Here is a 17,670-nt window from a genome sequence, read left to right as displayed (position 1 = left end):
TGTACCGTGTTTCAGTGAGATGTCCGAGCCAAACGCCCAGACCACGACCGAGGAGAACCACGGGATCTCCCATCCCGTCTTCGCCGCGCTCTACGATCTGGTTCCGCAGTCGTCCCTGCTCGCCCCCCATCGGGAGTCTCTCACGCGGGAGCTCTCGGGGCGCGTTCTCGAACTCGGCTGTGGCACCGGCGACATGTTCCCGTTCGTCGTCGACGGGGCCAGCGGGGACCTCGAGTATCACGCGATCGAACCCGATCCGCACATGCGCAAGCGGGCGGCGCGTACCGCCCGAGAGGCGGGGCTCGAGGTCGACCTCCGAGATGCTCGGGCGGAATCGTTGCCCTATCCCGACGACAGCTTCGACGTCGTCATTTCGGGACTCGTCTTCTGTACCGTTCAGGACCCCGACGCCGCCCTCGAGGAGGTCGTCCGGGTGCTGAAGCCGGGCGGGGAGGTCCGGTTTCTCGAGCACGTTCACGCCGACGGCTGGCGCGGGACCGGTCAGGACCTGCTCAACCCCGTCTGGAAGCGTGCGGCCGGTGGCTGTCAGCTCACCCGCGAGACGGTTCCGCAGTTCGTCGGCCACGAGGCGCTCGCGGTCGAGGAGATCGATCGCCTCGAGATCGGCGTTTTTCCGGCGTCGCCGGTCGTTCGCGGCAGGCTGCGACGCCGACGGGACATGATTCTCGACCCGTGATCTGGTTCGGGAAGCTACGAAGCGTACTCCGTTGCCGTCGCGGGACTGATCTCGATCGCGAGAACCTGGACGTTTTCTCGCGACGATCCGCCGAACCCGGATCCTGCAGGTGGAACCGTTTCCCGAGGGTCGATCGTACGATACCGTATGTCAGAACCGGACCGAGAGCCGACGGAAACGCCGACGACCTCCAAGGAGGAGGCGGAGGAGGACGTACAGTGGATGACCCGTAACTGGATCGGGATCGCCGTCGTCTCGATCCTGTCGTTGCTGTTGCTCGTGATCGCGGCGATGCAGTTTACCGGCGTCATCAACGTCCTCTCACCGATCGCGGATACCGAAGGCCAGCAGTGGGGCGTGTTCTTCGTGCTCGCGCTCCTCGTGATCATCCTCGGCGGCTGGAGCTGGAGAGCGATTCTCAGTTAAGCGAGCAGCGAGAGACGGATGATTGCACCGCCGTCGGTCCGCGCCGCGAGACGGCTCGAGGCGAGCGCTCTTTTGCAGATTCCGGATTACGGCTATGGCTCGTCCGCCGAGTCATTGCTCGCTCGCTTCGAGCACCTCTCGATTCCGAACCCACGCGTCGGCACCGAACTTTCGGTCGGCGAGGGCGTGAGCCGCCTCGAGTTCGCCTTCGCGCCAGGTCGACTCGTCGCCGTCGCACCACTCTCCCAGCGATGTCGCGAGCGTATCGACGGCTTCCCCGCGGTCGATTCCCGCCTCATCACGGATGCTCGTCACCCGGTCGGTGAACGTCGCGCGCTCGAGATCCGTGTCGAAGACGCCGAGATGGTGGTCCGGTCTGCGATCGTAACTGATCGAGCCGTGTTGGATAACGACGTCTCGCTGTCGATACTGCGCGTTTCCGCTGATTTTCTTCGCATTCTCGCCCGCGCTCGCGGGTGCGACGACGTCGTGGGCCGGGTTGATGTCCCGCAGGTAACACGAGGGGTAGTAGATCGACGACTGCTCGACGGCGGCGAAGTCGGCGTCGACGCCCATGCGTCGTAACCCCTCGAGGATCGGCTCACAGAACAGCGCATAGCAGTCCATCAGGTCGCCGGGGACTTCCTCGGCCGGCGCGACGATCGTGTAGGAGATGTCGGCGTCGCGATCGTGATAGATCCCGCCGCCGCCGGTCTGGCGACGGGTGACGTCGATACCCTCTCGCTCGCAGTACCCCCAGTCGACCGTGTCCGCATCCTGTCGGTAGCCAAGCGAGAGCGTGCTCGGTTCCCACGAGTAGACGCGGACCGTTCGCAGGTCGTCCTCGAGCGCCGTCCGCGCGGCCACCTCCTCGATAGCCATCTGCAACTTCCCTTCGCGGGGATCGTCCCGAATCAGCCGCCAGTCCCGATCGGCGAGATCGCTCATATTCGTTCGCTCGCCGGCCACCGAGTTAGGGATTGCGACGGTGAGTTGTGGCGTTCGTGCCTCGGCCGCCCGTGAAGGTGACTACTGCTACCGTGTGGTCGGGTCGTAACTGCCGTCCGCCAGGATCTCGATCAGTGCGACGGGTCCGGACGAGGCATCTCTTCGACCTCGGTAATCTCTCCCGTTTTCTGGACGCGGTCGTACTGACGCCGCCACGCGTCTTCGGGGAAGAGATCGTTCCGATCGAACAGCGCTCGAGCCTCGTCGCTCTCGAGTCGGTTCCGTGACGTCCCCGCGCCGATGGTGCGTTGCACCCGCCGATTTCGCCGGCACCGGAATTTGATATTGTGCCATGTCATTTATCCGGCGCACGATCGCTGCGTGGAGCCCCCGGACTGGCGATCCATCAGTTTGCGACGGTGTGAACCGTCGCGATTCGCGCGTCACGACGTTTTTACGTACACGCCGGCTATCGCCCGCTATGGTCCGGAATGTTGCCGGTCTTCTACCGGAACTCGACGAAGAGGACTTCTATCTCCTTTCGGGGGTCGAACAGGGGATGCGCTTTTCAGAGTGGGTTCAACGGGAGAAGCTCCCGAAATTCTCCAGTTTGACCGCGGAGGAGGTCGACTACCGTCTCGAGCGCTGTCTCAAGCGGGGTCTGGTCGAGAAGAAGACGATCCAGTACGAAGGCTACACCCTCCAGTTCGAAGGCTACGATATTCTCGCCCTGCGAGCGCTCGTCGAGCAGGATACGATCAGCGAGTTCGGCTCGCCGCTGGGCGTCGGTAAGGAAAGCGACGTCTACGAAGTTCGATCATACAAGCCGCTCGCGTTGAAGTACCACCGCGAGGGGTACACGAACTTTCGCGAGGTCCACAAAGAGCGCGATTACACGTCGGACAACGATCACGTCTCCTGGATGTACACCGCCCGGAAGGCCGCCGAGCGGGAGCACGAGATCCTCGAGGAGCTGTATCCGGACGTCTCGGTCCCGCGCCCGATCGGCCAGAACCGCCACGCCATCGTCATGGAGAAGATGGACGGCGTCGAGCTCTCGCAGACGAAACTCGAGGACGAGCAGGTGCTGGGGGTCCTCGACCTGCTCGTGTCCGAGGTCGCACGCGCGTACGAGAACGGGTACGTGCACGCGGACATGAGCGAGTACAACGTCTTCGTCAGCGAGGAGGGCGTGAAAATCTTCGACTGGCCACAGGCCGTGCCGACGGGACACGAGAACGCGGCCGAGTTCCTCCGGCGCGATCTGACGAATCTCGTGGGCTATTTCCGCCGAAAGTATCCCCAGCACGTTCCGGACGACCTCGAGAGCGACAAGATAGCCGAGTCGATCACCGACCACTCGTTCGAAACGGTGACCGAGATCGGCTCGTAGGCGAGGTTCGGTGCGGAAAATCGGCGGGGACAAAATCGAACGTCTGGGATCGGTTCAGGCTGGCATCCCGGCCGAACCCGGTTGTGGTTCCGGTTCGGGCGGGTGCTCGAGCGTGGTGAGCTGTTCGTACGCGCGGGCGGTCGTCGCGAGGGTGTAGACCGTGACGATCGCGCTGCCGATCTGCGTGAGCGCGAGGGCGACGACCCCGCCGACGAGGAACGCCGGGAGCCAGACGACGGCGTTGACGGCCAGAGCGAGGGCGATGACGGCCACGCCGAGTCCGAACAGGCGGAGCCGGCTGCCGTCGGTCAGCGCCCAGCTACTGCGGAAGGCCTGGACGAAGTTCTGATCCTCGACGGCGACGAACACGCTCCAGTAGTAGAGGGTGACGAGGACGAACAGGCCCGGAATGAGCAAGAGGACGCCCCCAACGGCGACGAGGGCGGCGAAGATGATGCCGCCGACGATGGCGTTGAGCGTGGCCATGCCGATGTTGCGTCGCAGGAACTCACGCGGGATGGTCTCCGTCTCGTCGGACGTGAACGTTCGTAGTGCGACGATCGCGGTAACCAGCGTCGCGATCGTGAGCACGAACGAGAGGAGACCGGCGGCGATGCCGAGCGCCCCGAACGACGGTGTCGTCCCCGCGGACGGGCCGAAATTCGCGGGTGTGATCAGCGCGTTCGCTATCGCCAGCACGGCGAACACGGCCACGAAGAGCAGCCCGTTTCGCGCTCGAGCGCGGTCGAAGCCATCAGTCATTGCGTCAATGATGTTGAAGACCATGGGTGTACTATGCGCTCTGAGTAGATATATGTAACACTAATTATGTGTGTCGATAAATCTGACGATCGCACCGGCGAGACGATCTGAAAGCCCCGGACCGAATCGTCAATATCGTCGGTCGAGATCGAATATAAACCGATTACGGAAATATAAAATGCCGTTCGAAGGGTCACGAACGGTGATCCGGGAACGTCTCGAGCGCCCCTCAGTCGCCGCTACGCGAGGCGATGTCGATCTCGTCGAACGTTGCGAGGTCGCCGGCTTCGGCGCGCTCGACTGCTGCGAGGGCGTCGACGTATCCCGCGCCGACGGACGCTGCAGTGTACGCGTCGTGACGAGACTCGCCCGCGGTCGCCTCGAGCGTCACGAGGACGTCCATCGGTTCGGGCACGCCGTCGTTGTCACGCTGTTCAATAGCGGCGTCGTAGACCAGCGCGGCGCAGCCGGCCGTAACGGGACAGGACATGCTGGTGCCGGACATGAGTCCGTAATACAGTTCGTCGTCGGGTTCGATGAGGTTCAACGGGTCGGCCGGATTGAGCGTGCTCATCACGGCTTCGCCTTTCGCGGCAACGCCGTTGCGGTAGAGACCGAGCGGTCCGTCGACCTCGTCCTCGGAGCCGTCCTCGTGGAACTCGGTGAGGTTCTCGTAGGCGACTCGCCGGTCGTAGTTGTCCGCATCGTACGAGCCGCCCTGAGAGCGCCCGCGCGAGGAAAATTCGGCCACGGCTCCCTCGCCGTCGGTCGCCGCGACGCCCAGGACGTGCGGCGCCTTCGCATACTGGTTCAGGGTGCCCATTTCGGGGCCGTCGTTGCCCGCCGAGAACGCCGGGAGGATGCCCTCCTCGTGAGCGTGCCAGGTGGCGACGTTCACCGGGTCATCGGGGACGAACGGCTGATCGTCTTCTGTCGGTCCGTAGGAGTTCGAGACGACGTGCACGTCGTGGTCACCCTCACGTTGACGGCGAAGGAGGTCGTCGTACGCCGAGACGATGTAGACGATTAACAACCCGCCGACGCCCGCGGAGTACACCGTCAGGTCGGCGTCGGGAGCCATCCCAGTGTACTCGCCGTCGCTCTCCTCGCCCGTCCCGCCGACGCTGCCGGAACAGTGGGTGCCGTGACCACTCCCGTCGGTATCGATCGAGCCGACGTCTTGCCACCAGAGCGGTTCGCTCTGTACCTCCGGAATACCCACGTACTGGTAGTTCGCCTCGAGATTCGCTTCAAGATCCGAATGGCCGCCGTCGATTCCCGAGTCGATGACGGCGACGTGGGCGTTTTCGCCGGTATACGGTGCCTCGAGTCCAGATCCGGCCTGCACGGTGCCCGCGTTTGTGTCCTCGCGGGCGTCGTCGTTGTGGTACTCGAGTTCGTAGTTCGACGAAACGTATCGAACCGCGTCCCAGCCGGCGACGGTCTCGATGAGCGGACCCGGGAGTTCGGCGTAGCCGATCGGAAGGACGTCGAAACCGATCGCGGTCTCGACGCCGAGTGTTTCGAGGCGGACGACATCTTGGTTCGTTTCGAAGACGACTAACACCTCCTGGAGCGCCTCGCTCGTGAGATCGAGCGCGTCGTCCACGAGGGTGTCACCGACTGTGGTGAGTCCGTCGAGGACGCTGCCGAGGTCGAGCGCTGCGCTCGTGCCGGAGAGCGCGACGCTCCCTGTAACGCCGGTGCCGACTCCTTTGAGTACTGTGCGTCGAGTCCGTCGGTCGGTAGTATCCTTGTCAGTCATCGTTCGTATCGGTGGGCCGTCGCGAGAACTATTGTTTCGCTGTCAGTCGTCGTCGAATCCTCGAAGTCGGCGGTGTCGGCGCCCGACAGCGGATCCGCGCTGTCGATCGCAACACGGCGACGGGCGAGGTCGTACCTATCGAACGGTGCATCGTCGAATCGACCGCTGGGTGGGTGCCGTTGAATCTGGCCGTTCATGATCTTCTCAGGTAGTGACGAGTCACTGCCTGACACTTTCAACCACGAACGACTGAAAAAATGTTGTGACAAACGTGTCAAATCGTTCGTCTCGATCGCTGGTGTAAATCGTTCTCCCGTAATCGGTGCTTGGACCGCGACTCAAGTCTCGACTTAGCCGCTCCGATCCGATCGCGGCGAACGGATCGAGAACTCGTCGGATCTTGGTCTCGAATCGAGTTCGGCGGTGGACCCGTCTGCGGCTCGTCGTGACCGGCGATCGAGTTCCCCCGGAGTTCGAAGCCCTTATACTCGAGAGTTGGATAGATTGTCGTAGACTCGCTGGGTCGCGGGCTCCAGCGGGCACCTGTTCGGCACTCGAGCCGCCACAGGTCGGGATGTGATCCGCGGGGCTTGGCCCCGGTCGGGATTGAACCAGGAAACGCCCGCGGAGATACACAATGGCACAAAGCTTCTACTCCCATATCAAGGAGGCATGGAAGGACCCCGACGACGGCAAGCTCGGGGAGCTGCAGTGGCAACGCAAACAGGAATGGCGGAAAGAGGGCGCGATCGAACGCATCGAGCGCCCCACCCGTCTCGACAAGGCGCGCGAACTCGGCTACAAGGCCAAACAGGGCATCATCGTGACCCGGGTTTCGGTCCGGAAGGGGACCGCCCGGAAGCAGCGACACAAAGCCGGTCGGCGCTCGAAGCGCCAGGGTGTCAACCGCATCGGGCGGCGCAAGAACATCCAGCGCATCGGCGAGGAGCGCGTCTCCCGGAAGTACCCGAACCTGCGGGTGCTCAACAGTTACTGGGTCGGTGAAGACGGCTCGCAGAAGTGGTTCGAAGTGATCCTCGTCGATCCGAACCACCCGGCCATCCAGAACGACGACGATCTCAACTGGATCTGCGACAGCGCCCACCAGAACCGCGCGTTCCGCGGCCTGACCAACGCGGGCAAGGCTAACCGCGGTCTCAACAACCGTGGCAAGGGTGCGGAGAAGGTCCGGCCGTCCAACAACGGCGGCAAGGGCCGCGCCAAGTAACGTTCCGCAGTCGATTACGCAACCGATTTTTCTGCACCTCGAGCCGAGAGCGACCGCGTTGCGAGCGTCGTAACCGGGCTATCACGCCCCGAAGACGCGCGGGTGCCGAGACGGACACTAAGTAGCCGTCCGTGGTAGCCCCGGTATGCCACGATCGCAGGTCGCCGCGTTCTCGGTCGATCGCGTCCAGATTCTCGATCAGGAGGGTCGCGTCGACGAGTCGCTCGAGCCCGATATCGACGACGACCGGCTGCTCGAGTGGTACCGGACGATGAAACGCTCCCGACGCCTAGATCGACGGGTGATCGCCCTCCAGCGGCGGGGCGAACTGGGGACGTACGCCCCCGCGACGGGCCAGGAAGCCGCGCAGGTGGGGAGCACCGCGGCTCTCTCGGCGGACGACTGGACGGTCCCCGCGTTCCGCGAACACCCATCCGCGCTCGCCCGCGGGCTCTCCGAACAGGGCATCTTCGAGTACGCGATGGGGCTCGAGGAGGGCGGCGAACCGCCGGACGACGTGCCGATCATGCCGCCGTCGATCGCCGTCGGCACGCAGCCGTTACACGCCGCGGGAATCGGCTGGGCCGAAGCGATGAACGAGAGCGAGTCGGTCGCGCTGACGTACTTCGGAGACGGAGCGACCAGCGAGGGCGAGGTGTACGAGGCGATGAACCTGGCGGGCGTCTACGAGTCCCAGACGGTCTTTTTCTGTCAGAACAACCAGTACGCGATCTCGACCCCGCTGTCGAAACAGACGCGGGCCGCGACGCTCGCTCAGAAGGCCATCGCCGCGGGTATCGAACCGATTCAGGTCGACGGCAACGATATTCTGGGCGTCTACGCGGTCACGCAGAAGGCGCTCGAGCGCGCTCGACGCGGCGTTCCGACGCTGATCGAGGCGACGACCTATCGCCGAGAGATGCACACCACCGCGGACGATCCGTCCGTCTACCGCACCGTCGAGGAGGAAGAAGAGTGGGAGCCGCTCGATCCGATCCTGCGATTCGAGCGCTACCTCCGCGACCGCGGCATCCTCGACGACGAAGCGGTCGCGGAGATCGAAGCCGAGATCGAGCGGGGCCTCGAGGAAGCGCTCGAGGCAGCCCGAGAAACCGCCGAAAACGCCGATCCCGCGGATATGTTCGACACCGCGTACGGCGACCCGCCGGCGTACCTCGAGCGCCAGCGCGAGGCGTTCGTCGAGGGGTCGGGTCTCGAGGTTGCACCCGCGACGGAAACGGACCGTCAGCGCGGCGATGGCGGGTCGTCGACGGCCGCGTCGGAACCCGCCGAGGGGGTCGACCGATTGAACATGGTCGAGGCGATCCGCGAGACGTTGCGGGCGGAACTCGAGCGCGACGAAGACGTCCTCGTCTACGGACAGGACGTCGGCGTCGACGGCGGCGTCTTCCGGGCGACGCAGGGGTTGCTCGATACGTTCCCCGGACGCGTCTACGACGCGCCGGTCGCGGAAGCGGGGATCGTCGGTCTGGGCGTCGGCCTCGCGGCGGCGGGCTACCGGCCGGTCGCCGAGATCCAGTTCGCCGGCTTTGCCTTTCAGGCGTTTTCCCAGATACACCAGCACGTCTCGCGGATCCGGAGTCGTTCGCGCGGAAAACTCACGTGCCCGATGGTCGTCCGTGCGCCCTACGGGCTGGGTGTGAAGGCGCTGGAGCACCACTCCGAGAGTTACGAGGCCGGATACGCCCACATTCCCGGACTCAAGGTTGCGATTCCGTCGACCGCCCGAGACGCGGCCGGACTGCTCCGGGCCGCGATACGGGATCCGGACCCCGTGTTGTTCTTCGAGCCGATGCCGCTGTACCGGGCCGCTCGTCGGCCGATTCCCGGGGACCACGTCACTCCTCTCGGCGAGGCACGCGTCGTCGAGGAGGGGACCGACATCACCGTCGTCACGTGGGGTGCGATGGTCCGCGACGTCGACGGCGCGGCCGCCAACGTCGACGCCTCCGTCGAGGTGATCGATCTCCGGACGATCAGCCCGCTGGACACCGAAACCGTTCTCGAGTCGGTTCGGAAGACCGGTCGCTGCGTGATCGTTCACGAGGCCCCGCGAACGGGCGGCTTCGGCGCCGAGATCGCGGCTCGGATCGCCGACGAGGCGATCTGGTCGCTCGAGGCACCGATCGAGCGCGTCGGCGGCTACGATGTCCCGGTTCCCCTCTTCGGTCGAGAGGACGCGTACCGACCCGACGAGGACCGAATTCGAGCGGCCATCGAGCGGGTCGAGTCAGCGTAAGTACCGGTTTCGACACGGTCGCGGGCGGAGGCTTATTTCCTCGGCCCGCCTACGTGGAGCACACATGGTAACGCACGTTCTCGTTCCAGTCGACGACTCGGACCGATCGATGCAGGCGATCGAGTTCGCCTGTACGGAGTATCCGGACGCCCGAATTACGGCGCTGCACGTCCTCGATCCGGGCGACTTCTACGCCGCGACGGGGATCGAAGGCGGCGTGATGGCCAACTACGACGAAATTCAAAAGCACCACGAGACCCGATCGGAGGAACTCCTCGAGCGGGCGCGCGAACAGGCCGCCGAGCACGGTGTCGAGATCGAAACGGACCACGTCGTCGGCGGTATCTCGCGGTCGATCGTCGACTACGCCGAGGATCACGATGTCGACCACATCGCGATCGGTAGCCACGGCCGGACGGGTGCGAGTCGAATTCTACTCGGTAGCGTGGCAGAGACGGTCGCTCGGCGCTCCCCGGTTCCGGTGACGATCGTTCGGTGAACTCGACGGGAGCGTCGACTGCGATTCGATTTCGGGACGGCTACCCGTGTCTCCGTTCCTCACAGAAAACCACATACGAACGGTTAGGGCGGATCGATTCCTGCGGTCGGATATGACCGACACCGAGACGCACGTCGCACTCGTCTGTGTCCAGAACGCCGGTCGAAGCCAGATGGCGACGGCCTACGCCGAACGCGAACGCGAAGCGCGCGGGCTGACCGACGACGTGGTGATTCACTCCGGCGGTACGCACCCCGCCGACGCCGTCCACGACGTCGTCCGCGAGGCGATGGCGGACGTCGATATCGATCTCTCCGATCGCCTTCCGCAGGAAATCTCCGAGGACACCCTCGAGTCCTGTGACTACGTCGCGACGATGGGCTGTTCGACGCTCGACCTCGAGGCGGACACCGACGTCCGCGACTGGGATTTGCCGGATCCACACGGCCAGGACCTCGAGACCGTCCACGAGATTCGCGAGGACGTGAAGGCGCGCGTCGGCGCGCTGTTCGACGAAATCGAAGCAGCGCGAGACGGTTGATACGGTCTACTGTAACGATTTACCGGTGCAACCGCAGGACGGGTCCCGGCTGCGCCGGAAATGACTTTCAGCAGACCGTATGAGCCGCGGCCGCCGTTCTCGAGTGTGCAACCGGGCCGTACAGCGCGGTTGCTATCCGGCTAGCGACGCGAAAAACCGCTGACGAACGCTCTCAACGGTTACGCCGAGACGGTCTGGCTCTCCCGGTCGGTTTCCGTGGAGTGAATGTCCAGATCGGCTCGAAGCGCTTCGATCGCGTCTTCGGGATCGGTTTTGGAGTCGAAGACCCGGTCGAAGCCCATCTCACGGAACAGTTTGCGGGTCTCGTCGAAGTCGTCCTGTCCGACGGCGAGGTTGCCGCCGATGTACGTCGTGACGTCCTCGAGGTCGGCGTCCGCCATCTCCTCGTGGAGTCCCTCACAGTCCTGCTCGGCGTGGCCGTAGAGCGAGGAAACGAGTACGGCTTCGGCGTCGTGAGCCGTTGCGGCGTCAACGAATTCCGGCTGAGAGCTTTGCACTCCCAGGTTGACGACGTCGAAGCCGGCGGCCTCCAGCGCCTGTTCCAGGATGGTAATTCCGACGACGTGCGCGTCGGAACCGATCACGCCGAGGATGACTGTGTTCGTCATGTTCGTACCACCACCAACCGGAGGGAGCACCATAAACCTAATGATTAATAATGTGGCACGCATTCACACGGTCTCCCTCGTGCGATCGGCGGTGGCGCTCGCGGGTCGCTATCGGCCACGGCCTTTTTCGTCTGACTCGAGGCGTGGCTCCGGCATTCGGCTCGAGACGAGTCTCCGGTCGCGTTCGTAGTGGGGCGACGATCAGACGGTCGTGAGCGCGCCGATCGGTGCGTCGGTTCGCTCTCGCGCGCGCCGAATACCGTCTTCGCCGGCCGCGATGAGTGCGAAGACGCCGGCGACGTCGGCGTCCGCGGTCCCGACGATATCGAGCAAGAGTTCCTGGGTCTCGCCCGAGCGAATGAGGTCGTCGACGACGAGCACCGATTCTCCCTCGTCGATGGCCGACTCGGGGAGGTAGTAGGTGAGTTCGATCCCCGACTGGAGGCGTTCGCGCGCTTCGATGAACTCCTCGACGGCGGTTTCCTTGCGCTTTTTCGCGTAGGCACACCGAGTCCCGTAGTAGCTCGCGAGCGAAGCGGCGAGCGTGATCCCGTCGGTTGCGGCGGTCAGCACCACGTCGGGGCGGTCGAAGTCGAACCCGTTAGCCACGACGGGCGCGACGAGGTCGAGAAACGGCTGGTCGAAGACGGCCGCGCTGTTGTCGACGTAGCCCTCGTCGTCGACTCGGATGCGGGCCTCGAGTTCCTCGCTCAGCGCCGCCCGACCCAGCTCCTCGACGACTTCGCGGGCGCGTTCGGTGCCCGGGAGGACGTGTCCGTTGACGTACCGGTTGAGATCGCCCGCCGGTAGGCCCGTCGTCTCGGCGAGTTCGTCGTAGGTTCGCGTCTCCTTTAACATCCGCAACACGTCGACGGCCCGCAACTGGAGGGCCGCCTTCTCGGCTCTGTTCATACGGATATGCACGATCCTGCAAGTATGGGTATTTCGATCGCGCTACGTGCGATAGATGCCCACGAACGTGGTCGGTTCGGATCGAGCGGTCTCTCCGGCCGTTAGTCGTCGTCCGCTCCCGTCTCCGTTCCGAACGCTCCGCGACCGCGCCGACGGACGAGACGCCCCATCACGCGGGATTGGGCCTTCTGGAGGAGCGTCGCGGCCGTACTCGAGGCGCAGTCCAGTCGCTCGGCGACCGCGTCGACGCCCGCCTCGCGGGGCACCTCGTAGTAGCCGACGTCGGCCGCGGTTTCGACGGCCTCGAGTTGTCGCTCCGTCAGATCGCCACCGAGCGCCGCGTGGCGGCGGTCGTACTCGCCGATCGCCCGGACGGTGACGTCGATCTCGTCGGGCAATCCCTCGAGCATCGCCCGCAGGTCCTCGCCGGCGCCGACGACGGTCATGTAGAACGCGGCCTCGGCGTCGTAGATCACCGGTGGAACCACGACGAGATCGAGTGCAGCGAACGCCTCGCGCCAGCGGACGTCCGCTTCGCGCGTCTCCTGGCAGATGTAGACGTAAAACGACTCGTCGTCGATCGGCGTCAGGTCGTACCAGCGGACCGAGTCGACGGCCTCGATCGCCGTCTCGTATGGTTCGCGGTCGGCTTCCGCGTAGAACAGTTCGTACTCGAGGCCGTCCTCGCGGCCGGCGATGTTCCAGGTTCGGAGTTCCTCGTAGCGGACCGCATCCTCCTCGCGGATGAACCGCTGCATCGGGTGAAGCATTCGATCGGGCTGGTAGAGGCGGACGTCGAGGTACTTCATCGGATCGTTCGACGACGAGACGCCCCGGCCTATAAAGCGTCTAGTGTGTCCGCGGGAATCGACAGGGTGGTCGGCCGTCGACGGAGACGTATGTCGATATCCGTTCGGATGCCGACTCCGTCGGCGGTGGTGGACGCGTGAGCGACGCATTGACGGCGGCGACGTTCGTCGCCGGCGTCGGTATCGCACTGACGAACCTCGCGGGCGTCGTCGCCAGCGCGCTCGGATTCGCGGACTACTGGCCGCCGGGCGAGCGGGACTGGCGGTACTACGCCCACTGGGGGCTGTCGCACGCGCTCAACGTCGTCGTGCTCGCCCTCGTCTATCTGGACTGGAACAGCCTCGGCCTGCCGAGAGGTCCCTTGCTCGCCGCCGGCGCGGTGCTGTTCGTCGCCGGCTACGCCGTCGCCATCGCGGCCGGACTGGACCTCGGCGTCGAGGAGACGAAGGGGCTGTCAGGCGAATTGCGAACCGGCGGCTGGTATCGGTACTCGAGAAATCCGCAGTACGTCGGTTACGTCGTCGCGACGACCGGCTTCGCCCTGCTGGCGAACTCGACGCTCGTGGCCGTCGTCTGTACGGTCTACCTGGGCTGGTGGCTCGCGCTACCGTTCGCCGAGGAACCCTGGCTGTGCGAGGAGTACGGCGAGGGCTACCAGCGCTACGCCGAGCGGGTACCCCGATTCGTCGGGAGGAAGACGGTCCACGCGCTTGCCGATCGCGACGCGACGAGTGCGTCGAGCTGACGATCGATCATCGACCACCGACTACTCGCCGAGTCGATCCTCGAGAACGGCGACGGCCTCGGGTAACGCCTCGAACTGGGCGCCGATCACGACGTAATCCACGTACTCGCTGGACAGCCCAGTGTGCCAGTCGTCGTCGATCACCTCCCGAATCCGGGCGTCGACGTGTCCGAGCCGTTCGTACTCGTGCGCGAGGAAGTCGCCGCCGAGCGAGGGTGTTTCCGGTTCGAACGGAACGTCGGCCCCGGACTCGAGCGCGGATTCGCGAACGTCGCGGACGTCCTCGACCGACTCGAGGGATCGGTGGGCGCCGTCCTCGATCCGATCGCGTATCGTCTCGAACGCGCGTCGGTCGCGTTCGAACGCGCAGGCGTTCCGGAGGGCCATTGCCGTCTCCCCGTTCGATGCGGCCTCGATCGTCCACTCGGCGGCGTTCACGAACGAGCCTGCTTCCTCGAGCGCTATCTTTTCGGCGATCGTGTCCGAGATGTCGGCTTCGACGAGATCCGCCGGCTCGGTCGATTCGTCCGGGAGATCCGCCGCGTCGATCGATTCGAGGCATCGCTCGAGTGCGATCTCGAACCGATCGGCGAACGACCGCTCGTCCTCGAGCCGTTCCTCGTGTCGGCGCTCGAGTTCCTCGCCGAACGAGACCGCCGTTCGCGCTCGCTCGACGGCGCCGCCGATCTCCCCGACGGCGAGGGCACCAGTCGTGCCGTTGGACGGACCGTCGTCGAGTCGATCCTTCGACAGGGATAGCTCGTGCTCGAGTCGGTACTCGAGCAGCAGCGTTCGCTGAATCCGGTCGCCGACGTGATCGGTGGCGCGTCGCCGTCGCTCGAGTTGCGTTCGGATCTCGTCCCGCTCGGATTCGACGTCCGCGCGGGACCGTTCGCCTGCGACCGCTTCGAGCGCGGTCGCCGCCTCGCCGGCGTACCAGCGGGCGGATATGCACTCGTGAAGCGTCCGAAACCGATCCGGCGACTCCTCGAGCGCCTCGCGTCTGTTCCGGGCGGCCCCGCAGGTTCGGATGATGTCGTTTCGCACGGCCCCGTTCGGGACGTCGTCGATCCCGAGCGGGTCGGGAACGGCGTCGATCAGCGTTTCGAGGCGGTCGACGGCGTCCTCGACGGCCGTCTGGCTCGGCTGGACCGGCGCCGGCCGGACGACGTCCGGCGCGTCCGTCGCGAGAATCGGCTCGAGTTCGTCGGCGTCGAACCGTCGACGGGGTTCGTCAGACTCGAGGAACGCGAAGTCCAGACAACCCGCAGTCGCGCCGATGGCACTTGTCCCGACTGCCCCGAGCAGCGTTCGTCGCTCGAGTCGCGTCATTCGTCGTCCTCCGCACTCGCGGCTCCGCCTTCGTCTTCGCTTTCGTCTCCGTCGTCACTCGTAACGTTCGTTCTGCACGACGAACTGCTACCGACGCTCCATTCGGACGGATCGTCCTCGTACGCGACCGGCACTCTGACGAACGTCGCTTGCAGTTGCTCGCGGTCGATCTCACAGGCGACCGACGCGTCTCGCTCGACCCGACAGAACTGGAGGTCGAACCGGTCCGTTCCGGCGTCGACGTATTCGAGGCGTCGTTCGTAGCACTCGCTGACGCGCGCTTGATAGACGAGCGCCGACTCCGCTTCGAAGGTCGTCGCCGCGAGCAACTCGCGGACGTCGTCGCTTCTTCCTTCGCGGTCGTACTCGAGGGCGTCGACCGCTGTCGATTCGGTCAGTACGAGCAGGGATTCGGGTTCCGCGTCCGGATCGTCACCGTCGCCGTCACTATCGTCGCTATCGGGCGGCAGTCGAACGAGCGGCGCGTCCGGGTCCCCACGAATCGACGCGGTTTCGAGGTCCGAAAACCGTTCCGTCGACGTTTCGGACTCGGAGTCGTCGCTCGAGTCGTCGGCACAGCCCGCGACGGCGATTCCGGCCGAGACGGCGCCCATCCTGAGCAGCCCGCGTCGCGAGATGTGGAGGGCGGACATACCCCAAGTTGCAACCAGTCTGATAAATACGTTGTCACCTGCGTTGACAGAAAAGAAAACCGTGTCGAAGCCGTGCTCAGTCCTTCAGGAAGTCCGGTTCCGTCCGCTGGTCGTCGCGTTCGGCCTCGAGATGGGCCTTGAAGTCCTCGATTTCGACGTCGTACTCCTGGTCCTCGAAGCGGTCGCGCACCGAGATGTTGCCGTCGTCTTCCTCGTTGTCGCCGACGATGATCTGGTAGGGCACCCGATCGTCGTGGGCCGCGCGGATCTTGCGCTCGAGCGTCGAGTCCCGGTCGTCGACCTCGACGCGGAAGTCGTCGAACTCGTTGGCGACCCGGTATGCGTAGCCGAGGTTGTTGTCCGAGATGGGGAGCACGCGGACCTGCTCGGGGGCGAGCCACAGCGGGAAGCGACCCTCGTAGTGCTCGATGAGCATCATGAAGAACCGCTCGTAGCTGCCGTAGAGCGCGCGGTGGATCATCACCGGCTCGTGTTCCTCGTTGTCCTCGCCGACGTAGGAGAGGTCGAACCGGTCGGGCATGTTGAAGTCCAACTGGACCGTCGGACCGTCCCACGAGCGGCCGATGGCGTCCTCGAACGCGAAGTCGATCTTCGGCCCGTAGAACGCGCCGTCGCCCTCCTCGAGTTCGTAGTCGAGGTTGCGCTTCTCGAGGACGTTCTCGAGTTGCTCCTCCGCCTTCTCCCAGATCTCGTCGCTGCCAACCGACTTCTCGGGGCGCGTCGCGAGGGCCATCTCGTACTCGAGGTCGAACGTCTCTAGGACCTCCGTGATCATGTCCATGATCTCCTCGACCTCGCGCTCGATCTGGTCGGGCCGAATGAACAGGTGGCCGTCGTCGATCGTGAAGGCCCAGACCCGCGAGAGACCGGAGAGTTCGCCGCGCTGTTCCTTCCGATACACCTTGCCGTTCTCGGCGTACCTGATGGGGAGGTCGCGGTAGCTCCAGGACTGGTCCTGGAAGATCGCGGCGTGACCGGGACAGTTCATCGGCTTCAGGCCGAACTCGTCGTCGCCGACGTCGAAGATGAACATGTCGTCGGCGTAGTTCTGGTAGTGACCCGAGCGGTGCCAGAGGTCCGTCTTGAACACGTGGGGCGTCTCGACGTAGTCGTAGCCCGCGTCCTGATTGAGGTCTTCGACGAAGTCCTCGAGTTCCTTGAGCACCGTCTTCCCCGGCGGGTGATACAGCGGCAGTCCGGGGCCGGTGACGTCCTGAATCGAGAACAGGTTCATCTCGTTGCCGATCTTCCGGTGGTCGCGCTTCTCGGCCTCTTGCTGGCGTTCGAGGAACGCCTCGAGATCGCTCTCGTCCTCGAAGGCGGTGCCGTATATCCGCGTCTGCATCGTGTTTTCCTCGTCGCCGCGCCAGTAGGCACCCGCGATCTCGAGCAGTTCGACGACCCCGATTTCGCCCGTCGAAGTGACGTGGGGGCCGGCACAGAGGTCCTCCCACTCGCCCTGACTGTAGAAGGTGACCTGCTGGCCTTCCTCGGCGAGTTCCTCGAGGAGTTCGAGCTTGTAGGGCTCGTCGGCGAGTCGCTCCTCGGCCTCCTCGATCGAGACCTCCTCGCGCTCGATCTCGTAGTCCTCGGCGATGATCTCCTCGATTTCGGCCTCGAGGTCGGCGAGGTCTTCCTCGTCGATGTCGAGGTTGTCGAAGTCGTAGTAGAAGCCGTCGTCCGTCGGCGGACCGATGGCGAGGTCGACGTCGTCGTAGTGGCGCTCGACGGCCTGGGCGAGGCAGTGCGAGGCCGAGTGACGCATGACCCGGAGGTACTCGTCGGACTGATCGGTAACGATCTCGAGGTCGACGCCGTCGTAGACTGGCGCTTCCTTCGCGACGAGTTCGCCGTCGAGTTTCCCGGCGACTGTGTCGCGGCCGAGGCCGGGGCCGATCTCGTAGGCGCAGTCTTCGACCGTCGCGTCGGACGGGACCTCGAGTTCGGACCCGTCCGGCAGTACGACTACTATCCGTTCTTCCGACTGGGGATCTGATTCTGACATGGGTAGTGCTGTGGCTGGTTGGTGAACTTCACACAGAAGTTCGG

At 64.8% G+C, this 17,670-nt stretch carries 17 protein-coding genes and 1 pseudogene; 8 read left to right on the top strand and 10 right to left on the bottom strand.

The genetic code is table 11. The features are described from left to right. Positions 1–19: 19 nt before the first annotated feature. Complete coding sequence (locus tag DWB23_RS02820; RefSeq protein ID WP_121741281.1) at positions 20–697, top strand: class I SAM-dependent methyltransferase; 678 nt, start codon at positions 20–22, stop codon at positions 695–697. A 147-nt stretch (positions 698–844) separates the two neighbouring features. Then, the gene (locus DWB23_RS02815; RefSeq protein WP_121741280.1) at positions 845–1,123 is read left to right on the top strand and encodes a hypothetical protein; all 279 of its coding nucleotides are present in this window, start codon (positions 845–847) and stop codon (positions 1,121–1,123) included. 111 nt (positions 1,124–1,234) lie between these two features. Here DWB23_RS02815 and DWB23_RS02810 read toward each other — a convergent pair whose 3' ends face one another. Then, positions 1,235–2,071 carry a lipoate--protein ligase family protein gene (locus DWB23_RS02810; protein ID WP_121741905.1) on the bottom strand — a complete coding sequence of 279 codons (837 nt, stop codon included), beginning with the start codon at positions 2,069–2,071 and terminating at the stop codon, positions 1,235–1,237. 131 nt (positions 2,072–2,202) lie between these two features. Beyond that, a pseudogene (locus tag DWB23_RS02805) lies at positions 2,203–2,340 on the bottom strand (ArsR family transcriptional regulator); the annotation flags it as partial. A 212-nt stretch (positions 2,341–2,552) separates the two neighbouring features. Between DWB23_RS02805 and DWB23_RS02800 the strand changes: the two are divergent. After that, on the top strand, positions 2,553–3,464 hold the full coding sequence (locus tag DWB23_RS02800) for a serine/threonine-protein kinase RIO2 (protein WP_121741279.1): 912 nt from the start codon (positions 2,553–2,555) through the stop codon (positions 3,462–3,464). A 54-nt stretch (positions 3,465–3,518) separates the two neighbouring features. On the opposite strand, the gene DWB23_RS02795 is transcribed toward DWB23_RS02800, so the two are convergent. Beyond that, on the bottom strand, positions 3,519–4,250 hold the full coding sequence (locus tag DWB23_RS02795; RefSeq protein ID WP_121741278.1) for a hypothetical protein: 732 nt from the start codon (positions 4,248–4,250) through the stop codon (positions 3,519–3,521). Between the two features lie 205 nt (positions 4,251–4,455). After that, positions 4,456–5,991: a S8 family peptidase gene (locus DWB23_RS02790; protein ID WP_121741277.1), complete on the bottom strand. Its 1,536-nt coding sequence runs from the start codon at positions 5,989–5,991 to the stop codon at positions 4,456–4,458. Between the two features lie 637 nt (positions 5,992–6,628). On the opposite strand from DWB23_RS02790, the gene DWB23_RS02780 reads away from it, so the two are divergent. The 4 genes from DWB23_RS02780 (at position 6,629) to DWB23_RS02765 (ending at position 10,519) form a co-directional block, all read left to right on the top strand. Beyond that, positions 6,629–7,219 (top strand): 50S ribosomal protein L15e, encoded by a 591-nt coding sequence (locus DWB23_RS02780; protein ID WP_121741275.1) that lies wholly within the window; start codon positions 6,629–6,631, stop codon positions 7,217–7,219. 145 nt (positions 7,220–7,364) lie between these two features. Beyond that, positions 7,365–9,479 carry a pyruvate dehydrogenase (acetyl-transferring) E1 component subunit alpha gene (pdhA, locus tag DWB23_RS23830; RefSeq protein ID WP_121741274.1) on the top strand — a complete coding sequence of 705 codons (2,115 nt, stop codon included), beginning with the start codon at positions 7,365–7,367 and terminating at the stop codon, positions 9,477–9,479. 64 nt (positions 9,480–9,543) lie between these two features. After that, positions 9,544–9,978: a universal stress protein gene (locus DWB23_RS02770; protein WP_121741273.1), complete on the top strand. Its 435-nt coding sequence runs from the start codon at positions 9,544–9,546 to the stop codon at positions 9,976–9,978. A 112-nt stretch (positions 9,979–10,090) separates the two neighbouring features. Continuing rightward, positions 10,091–10,519: an arsenate-mycothiol transferase ArsC gene (locus DWB23_RS02765; RefSeq protein WP_121741272.1), complete on the top strand. Its 429-nt coding sequence runs from the start codon at positions 10,091–10,093 to the stop codon at positions 10,517–10,519. 179 nt (positions 10,520–10,698) lie between these two features. On the opposite strand, the gene glmS is transcribed toward DWB23_RS02765, so the two are convergent. The 3 genes from glmS to DWB23_RS02750 form a co-directional block, all read right to left on the bottom strand. Next, positions 10,699–11,148, bottom strand: coding sequence for a methylaspartate mutase subunit S (gene glmS / locus DWB23_RS02760; protein ID WP_121741271.1), 450 nt, complete (start codon positions 11,146–11,148; stop codon positions 10,699–10,701). Positions 11,149–11,349: 201 nt separating this feature from the next. Then, complete coding sequence (locus tag DWB23_RS02755; RefSeq protein WP_121741270.1) at positions 11,350–12,060, bottom strand: phosphoribosyltransferase family protein; 711 nt, start codon at positions 12,058–12,060, stop codon at positions 11,350–11,352. Between the two features lie 101 nt (positions 12,061–12,161). Continuing rightward, a complete protein-coding gene (locus tag DWB23_RS02750; protein WP_121741269.1) occupies positions 12,162–12,869 on the bottom strand; it encodes a helix-turn-helix domain-containing protein in 708 nt (235 codons plus the stop codon). Positions 12,870–13,006: 137 nt separating this feature from the next. On the opposite strand from DWB23_RS02750, the gene DWB23_RS02745 reads away from it, so the two are divergent. Then, positions 13,007–13,615 carry a methyltransferase family protein gene (locus DWB23_RS02745; RefSeq protein ID WP_121741268.1) on the top strand — a complete coding sequence of 203 codons (609 nt, stop codon included), beginning with the start codon at positions 13,007–13,009 and terminating at the stop codon, positions 13,613–13,615. Between the two features lie 21 nt (positions 13,616–13,636). Here the strand turns inward: DWB23_RS02745 and DWB23_RS02740 are convergent, their stop codons facing one another. The 3 genes from DWB23_RS02740 to thrS all read right to left on the bottom strand — a co-directional run bounded on the left by DWB23_RS02740 (position 13,637) and on the right by thrS (position 17,626). After that, positions 13,637–14,947, bottom strand: coding sequence for a hypothetical protein (locus DWB23_RS02740; RefSeq protein ID WP_121741267.1), 1,311 nt, complete (start codon positions 14,945–14,947; stop codon positions 13,637–13,639). Beyond that, on the bottom strand, positions 14,944–15,600 hold the full coding sequence (locus DWB23_RS02735; RefSeq protein ID WP_121741266.1) for a hypothetical protein: 657 nt from the start codon (positions 15,598–15,600) through the stop codon (positions 14,944–14,946). The genes DWB23_RS02740 and DWB23_RS02735 overlap by 4 nt, the downstream gene beginning before the upstream one ends. 76 nt (positions 15,601–15,676) lie before the next feature. Next, on the bottom strand, positions 15,677–17,626 hold the full coding sequence (gene thrS, locus DWB23_RS02730) for a threonine--tRNA ligase (protein WP_121741265.1): 1,950 nt from the start codon (positions 17,624–17,626) through the stop codon (positions 15,677–15,679). Positions 17,627–17,670 lie beyond the last annotated feature (44 nt).

The sequence above is a fragment of the Natronorubrum halophilum genome (genome assembly GCF_003670115.1).
GTDB classification, from domain to species: Archaea; Halobacteriota; Halobacteria; order Halobacteriales; family Natrialbaceae; genus Natronorubrum; species Natronorubrum halophilum.
The sequence above is the reverse complement of the archived record's forward strand: the minus strand, read 5'-3'. Positions and strand labels throughout refer to the sequence as shown.

What these genes read in the sequence shown, in the direction of transcription:
- DWB23_RS02780 (WP_121741275.1), top strand. Translation starts at nt 6,629, where the DNA reads ATGGCACAAAGCTTCTACTCCCATATCAAGGAGGCATGGAAGGACCCC.
- DWB23_RS02740 (WP_121741267.1), bottom strand. Translation starts at nt 14,947, where the DNA reads ATGACGCGACTCGAGCGACGAACGCTGCTCGGGGCAGTCGGGACAAGT.
- thrS (WP_121741265.1), bottom strand. Translation starts at nt 17,626, where the DNA reads ATGTCAGAATCAGATCCCCAGTCGGAAGAACGGATAGTAGTCGTACTG.
- DWB23_RS02800 (WP_121741279.1), top strand. Translation starts at nt 2,553, where the DNA reads ATGGTCCGGAATGTTGCCGGTCTTCTACCGGAACTCGACGAAGAGGAC.
- DWB23_RS02795 (WP_121741278.1), bottom strand. Translation starts at nt 4,250, where the DNA reads ATGGTCTTCAACATCATTGACGCAATGACTGATGGCTTCGACCGCGCT.
- DWB23_RS02815 (WP_121741280.1), top strand. Translation starts at nt 845, where the DNA reads ATGTCAGAACCGGACCGAGAGCCGACGGAAACGCCGACGACCTCCAAG.
- pdhA (WP_121741274.1), top strand. Translation starts at nt 7,365, where the DNA reads ATGCCACGATCGCAGGTCGCCGCGTTCTCGGTCGATCGCGTCCAGATT.
- DWB23_RS02755 (WP_121741270.1), bottom strand. Translation starts at nt 12,060, where the DNA reads ATGAACAGAGCCGAGAAGGCGGCCCTCCAGTTGCGGGCCGTCGACGTG.
- DWB23_RS02750 (WP_121741269.1), bottom strand. Translation starts at nt 12,869, where the DNA reads ATGAAGTACCTCGACGTCCGCCTCTACCAGCCCGATCGAATGCTTCAC.
- DWB23_RS02765 (WP_121741272.1), top strand. Translation starts at nt 10,091, where the DNA reads ATGACCGACACCGAGACGCACGTCGCACTCGTCTGTGTCCAGAACGCC.
- DWB23_RS02790 (WP_121741277.1), bottom strand. Translation starts at nt 5,991, where the DNA reads ATGACTGACAAGGATACTACCGACCGACGGACTCGACGCACAGTACTC.
- glmS (WP_121741271.1), bottom strand. Translation starts at nt 11,148, where the DNA reads ATGACGAACACAGTCATCCTCGGCGTGATCGGTTCCGACGCGCACGTC.
- DWB23_RS02820 (WP_121741281.1), top strand. Translation starts at nt 20, where the DNA reads ATGTCCGAGCCAAACGCCCAGACCACGACCGAGGAGAACCACGGGATC.
- DWB23_RS02735 (WP_121741266.1), bottom strand. Translation starts at nt 15,600, where the DNA reads ATGTCCGCCCTCCACATCTCGCGACGCGGGCTGCTCAGGATGGGCGCC.
- DWB23_RS02810 (WP_121741905.1), bottom strand. Translation starts at nt 2,071, where the DNA reads ATGAGCGATCTCGCCGATCGGGACTGGCGGCTGATTCGGGACGATCCC.
- DWB23_RS02770 (WP_121741273.1), top strand. Translation starts at nt 9,544, where the DNA reads ATGGTAACGCACGTTCTCGTTCCAGTCGACGACTCGGACCGATCGATG.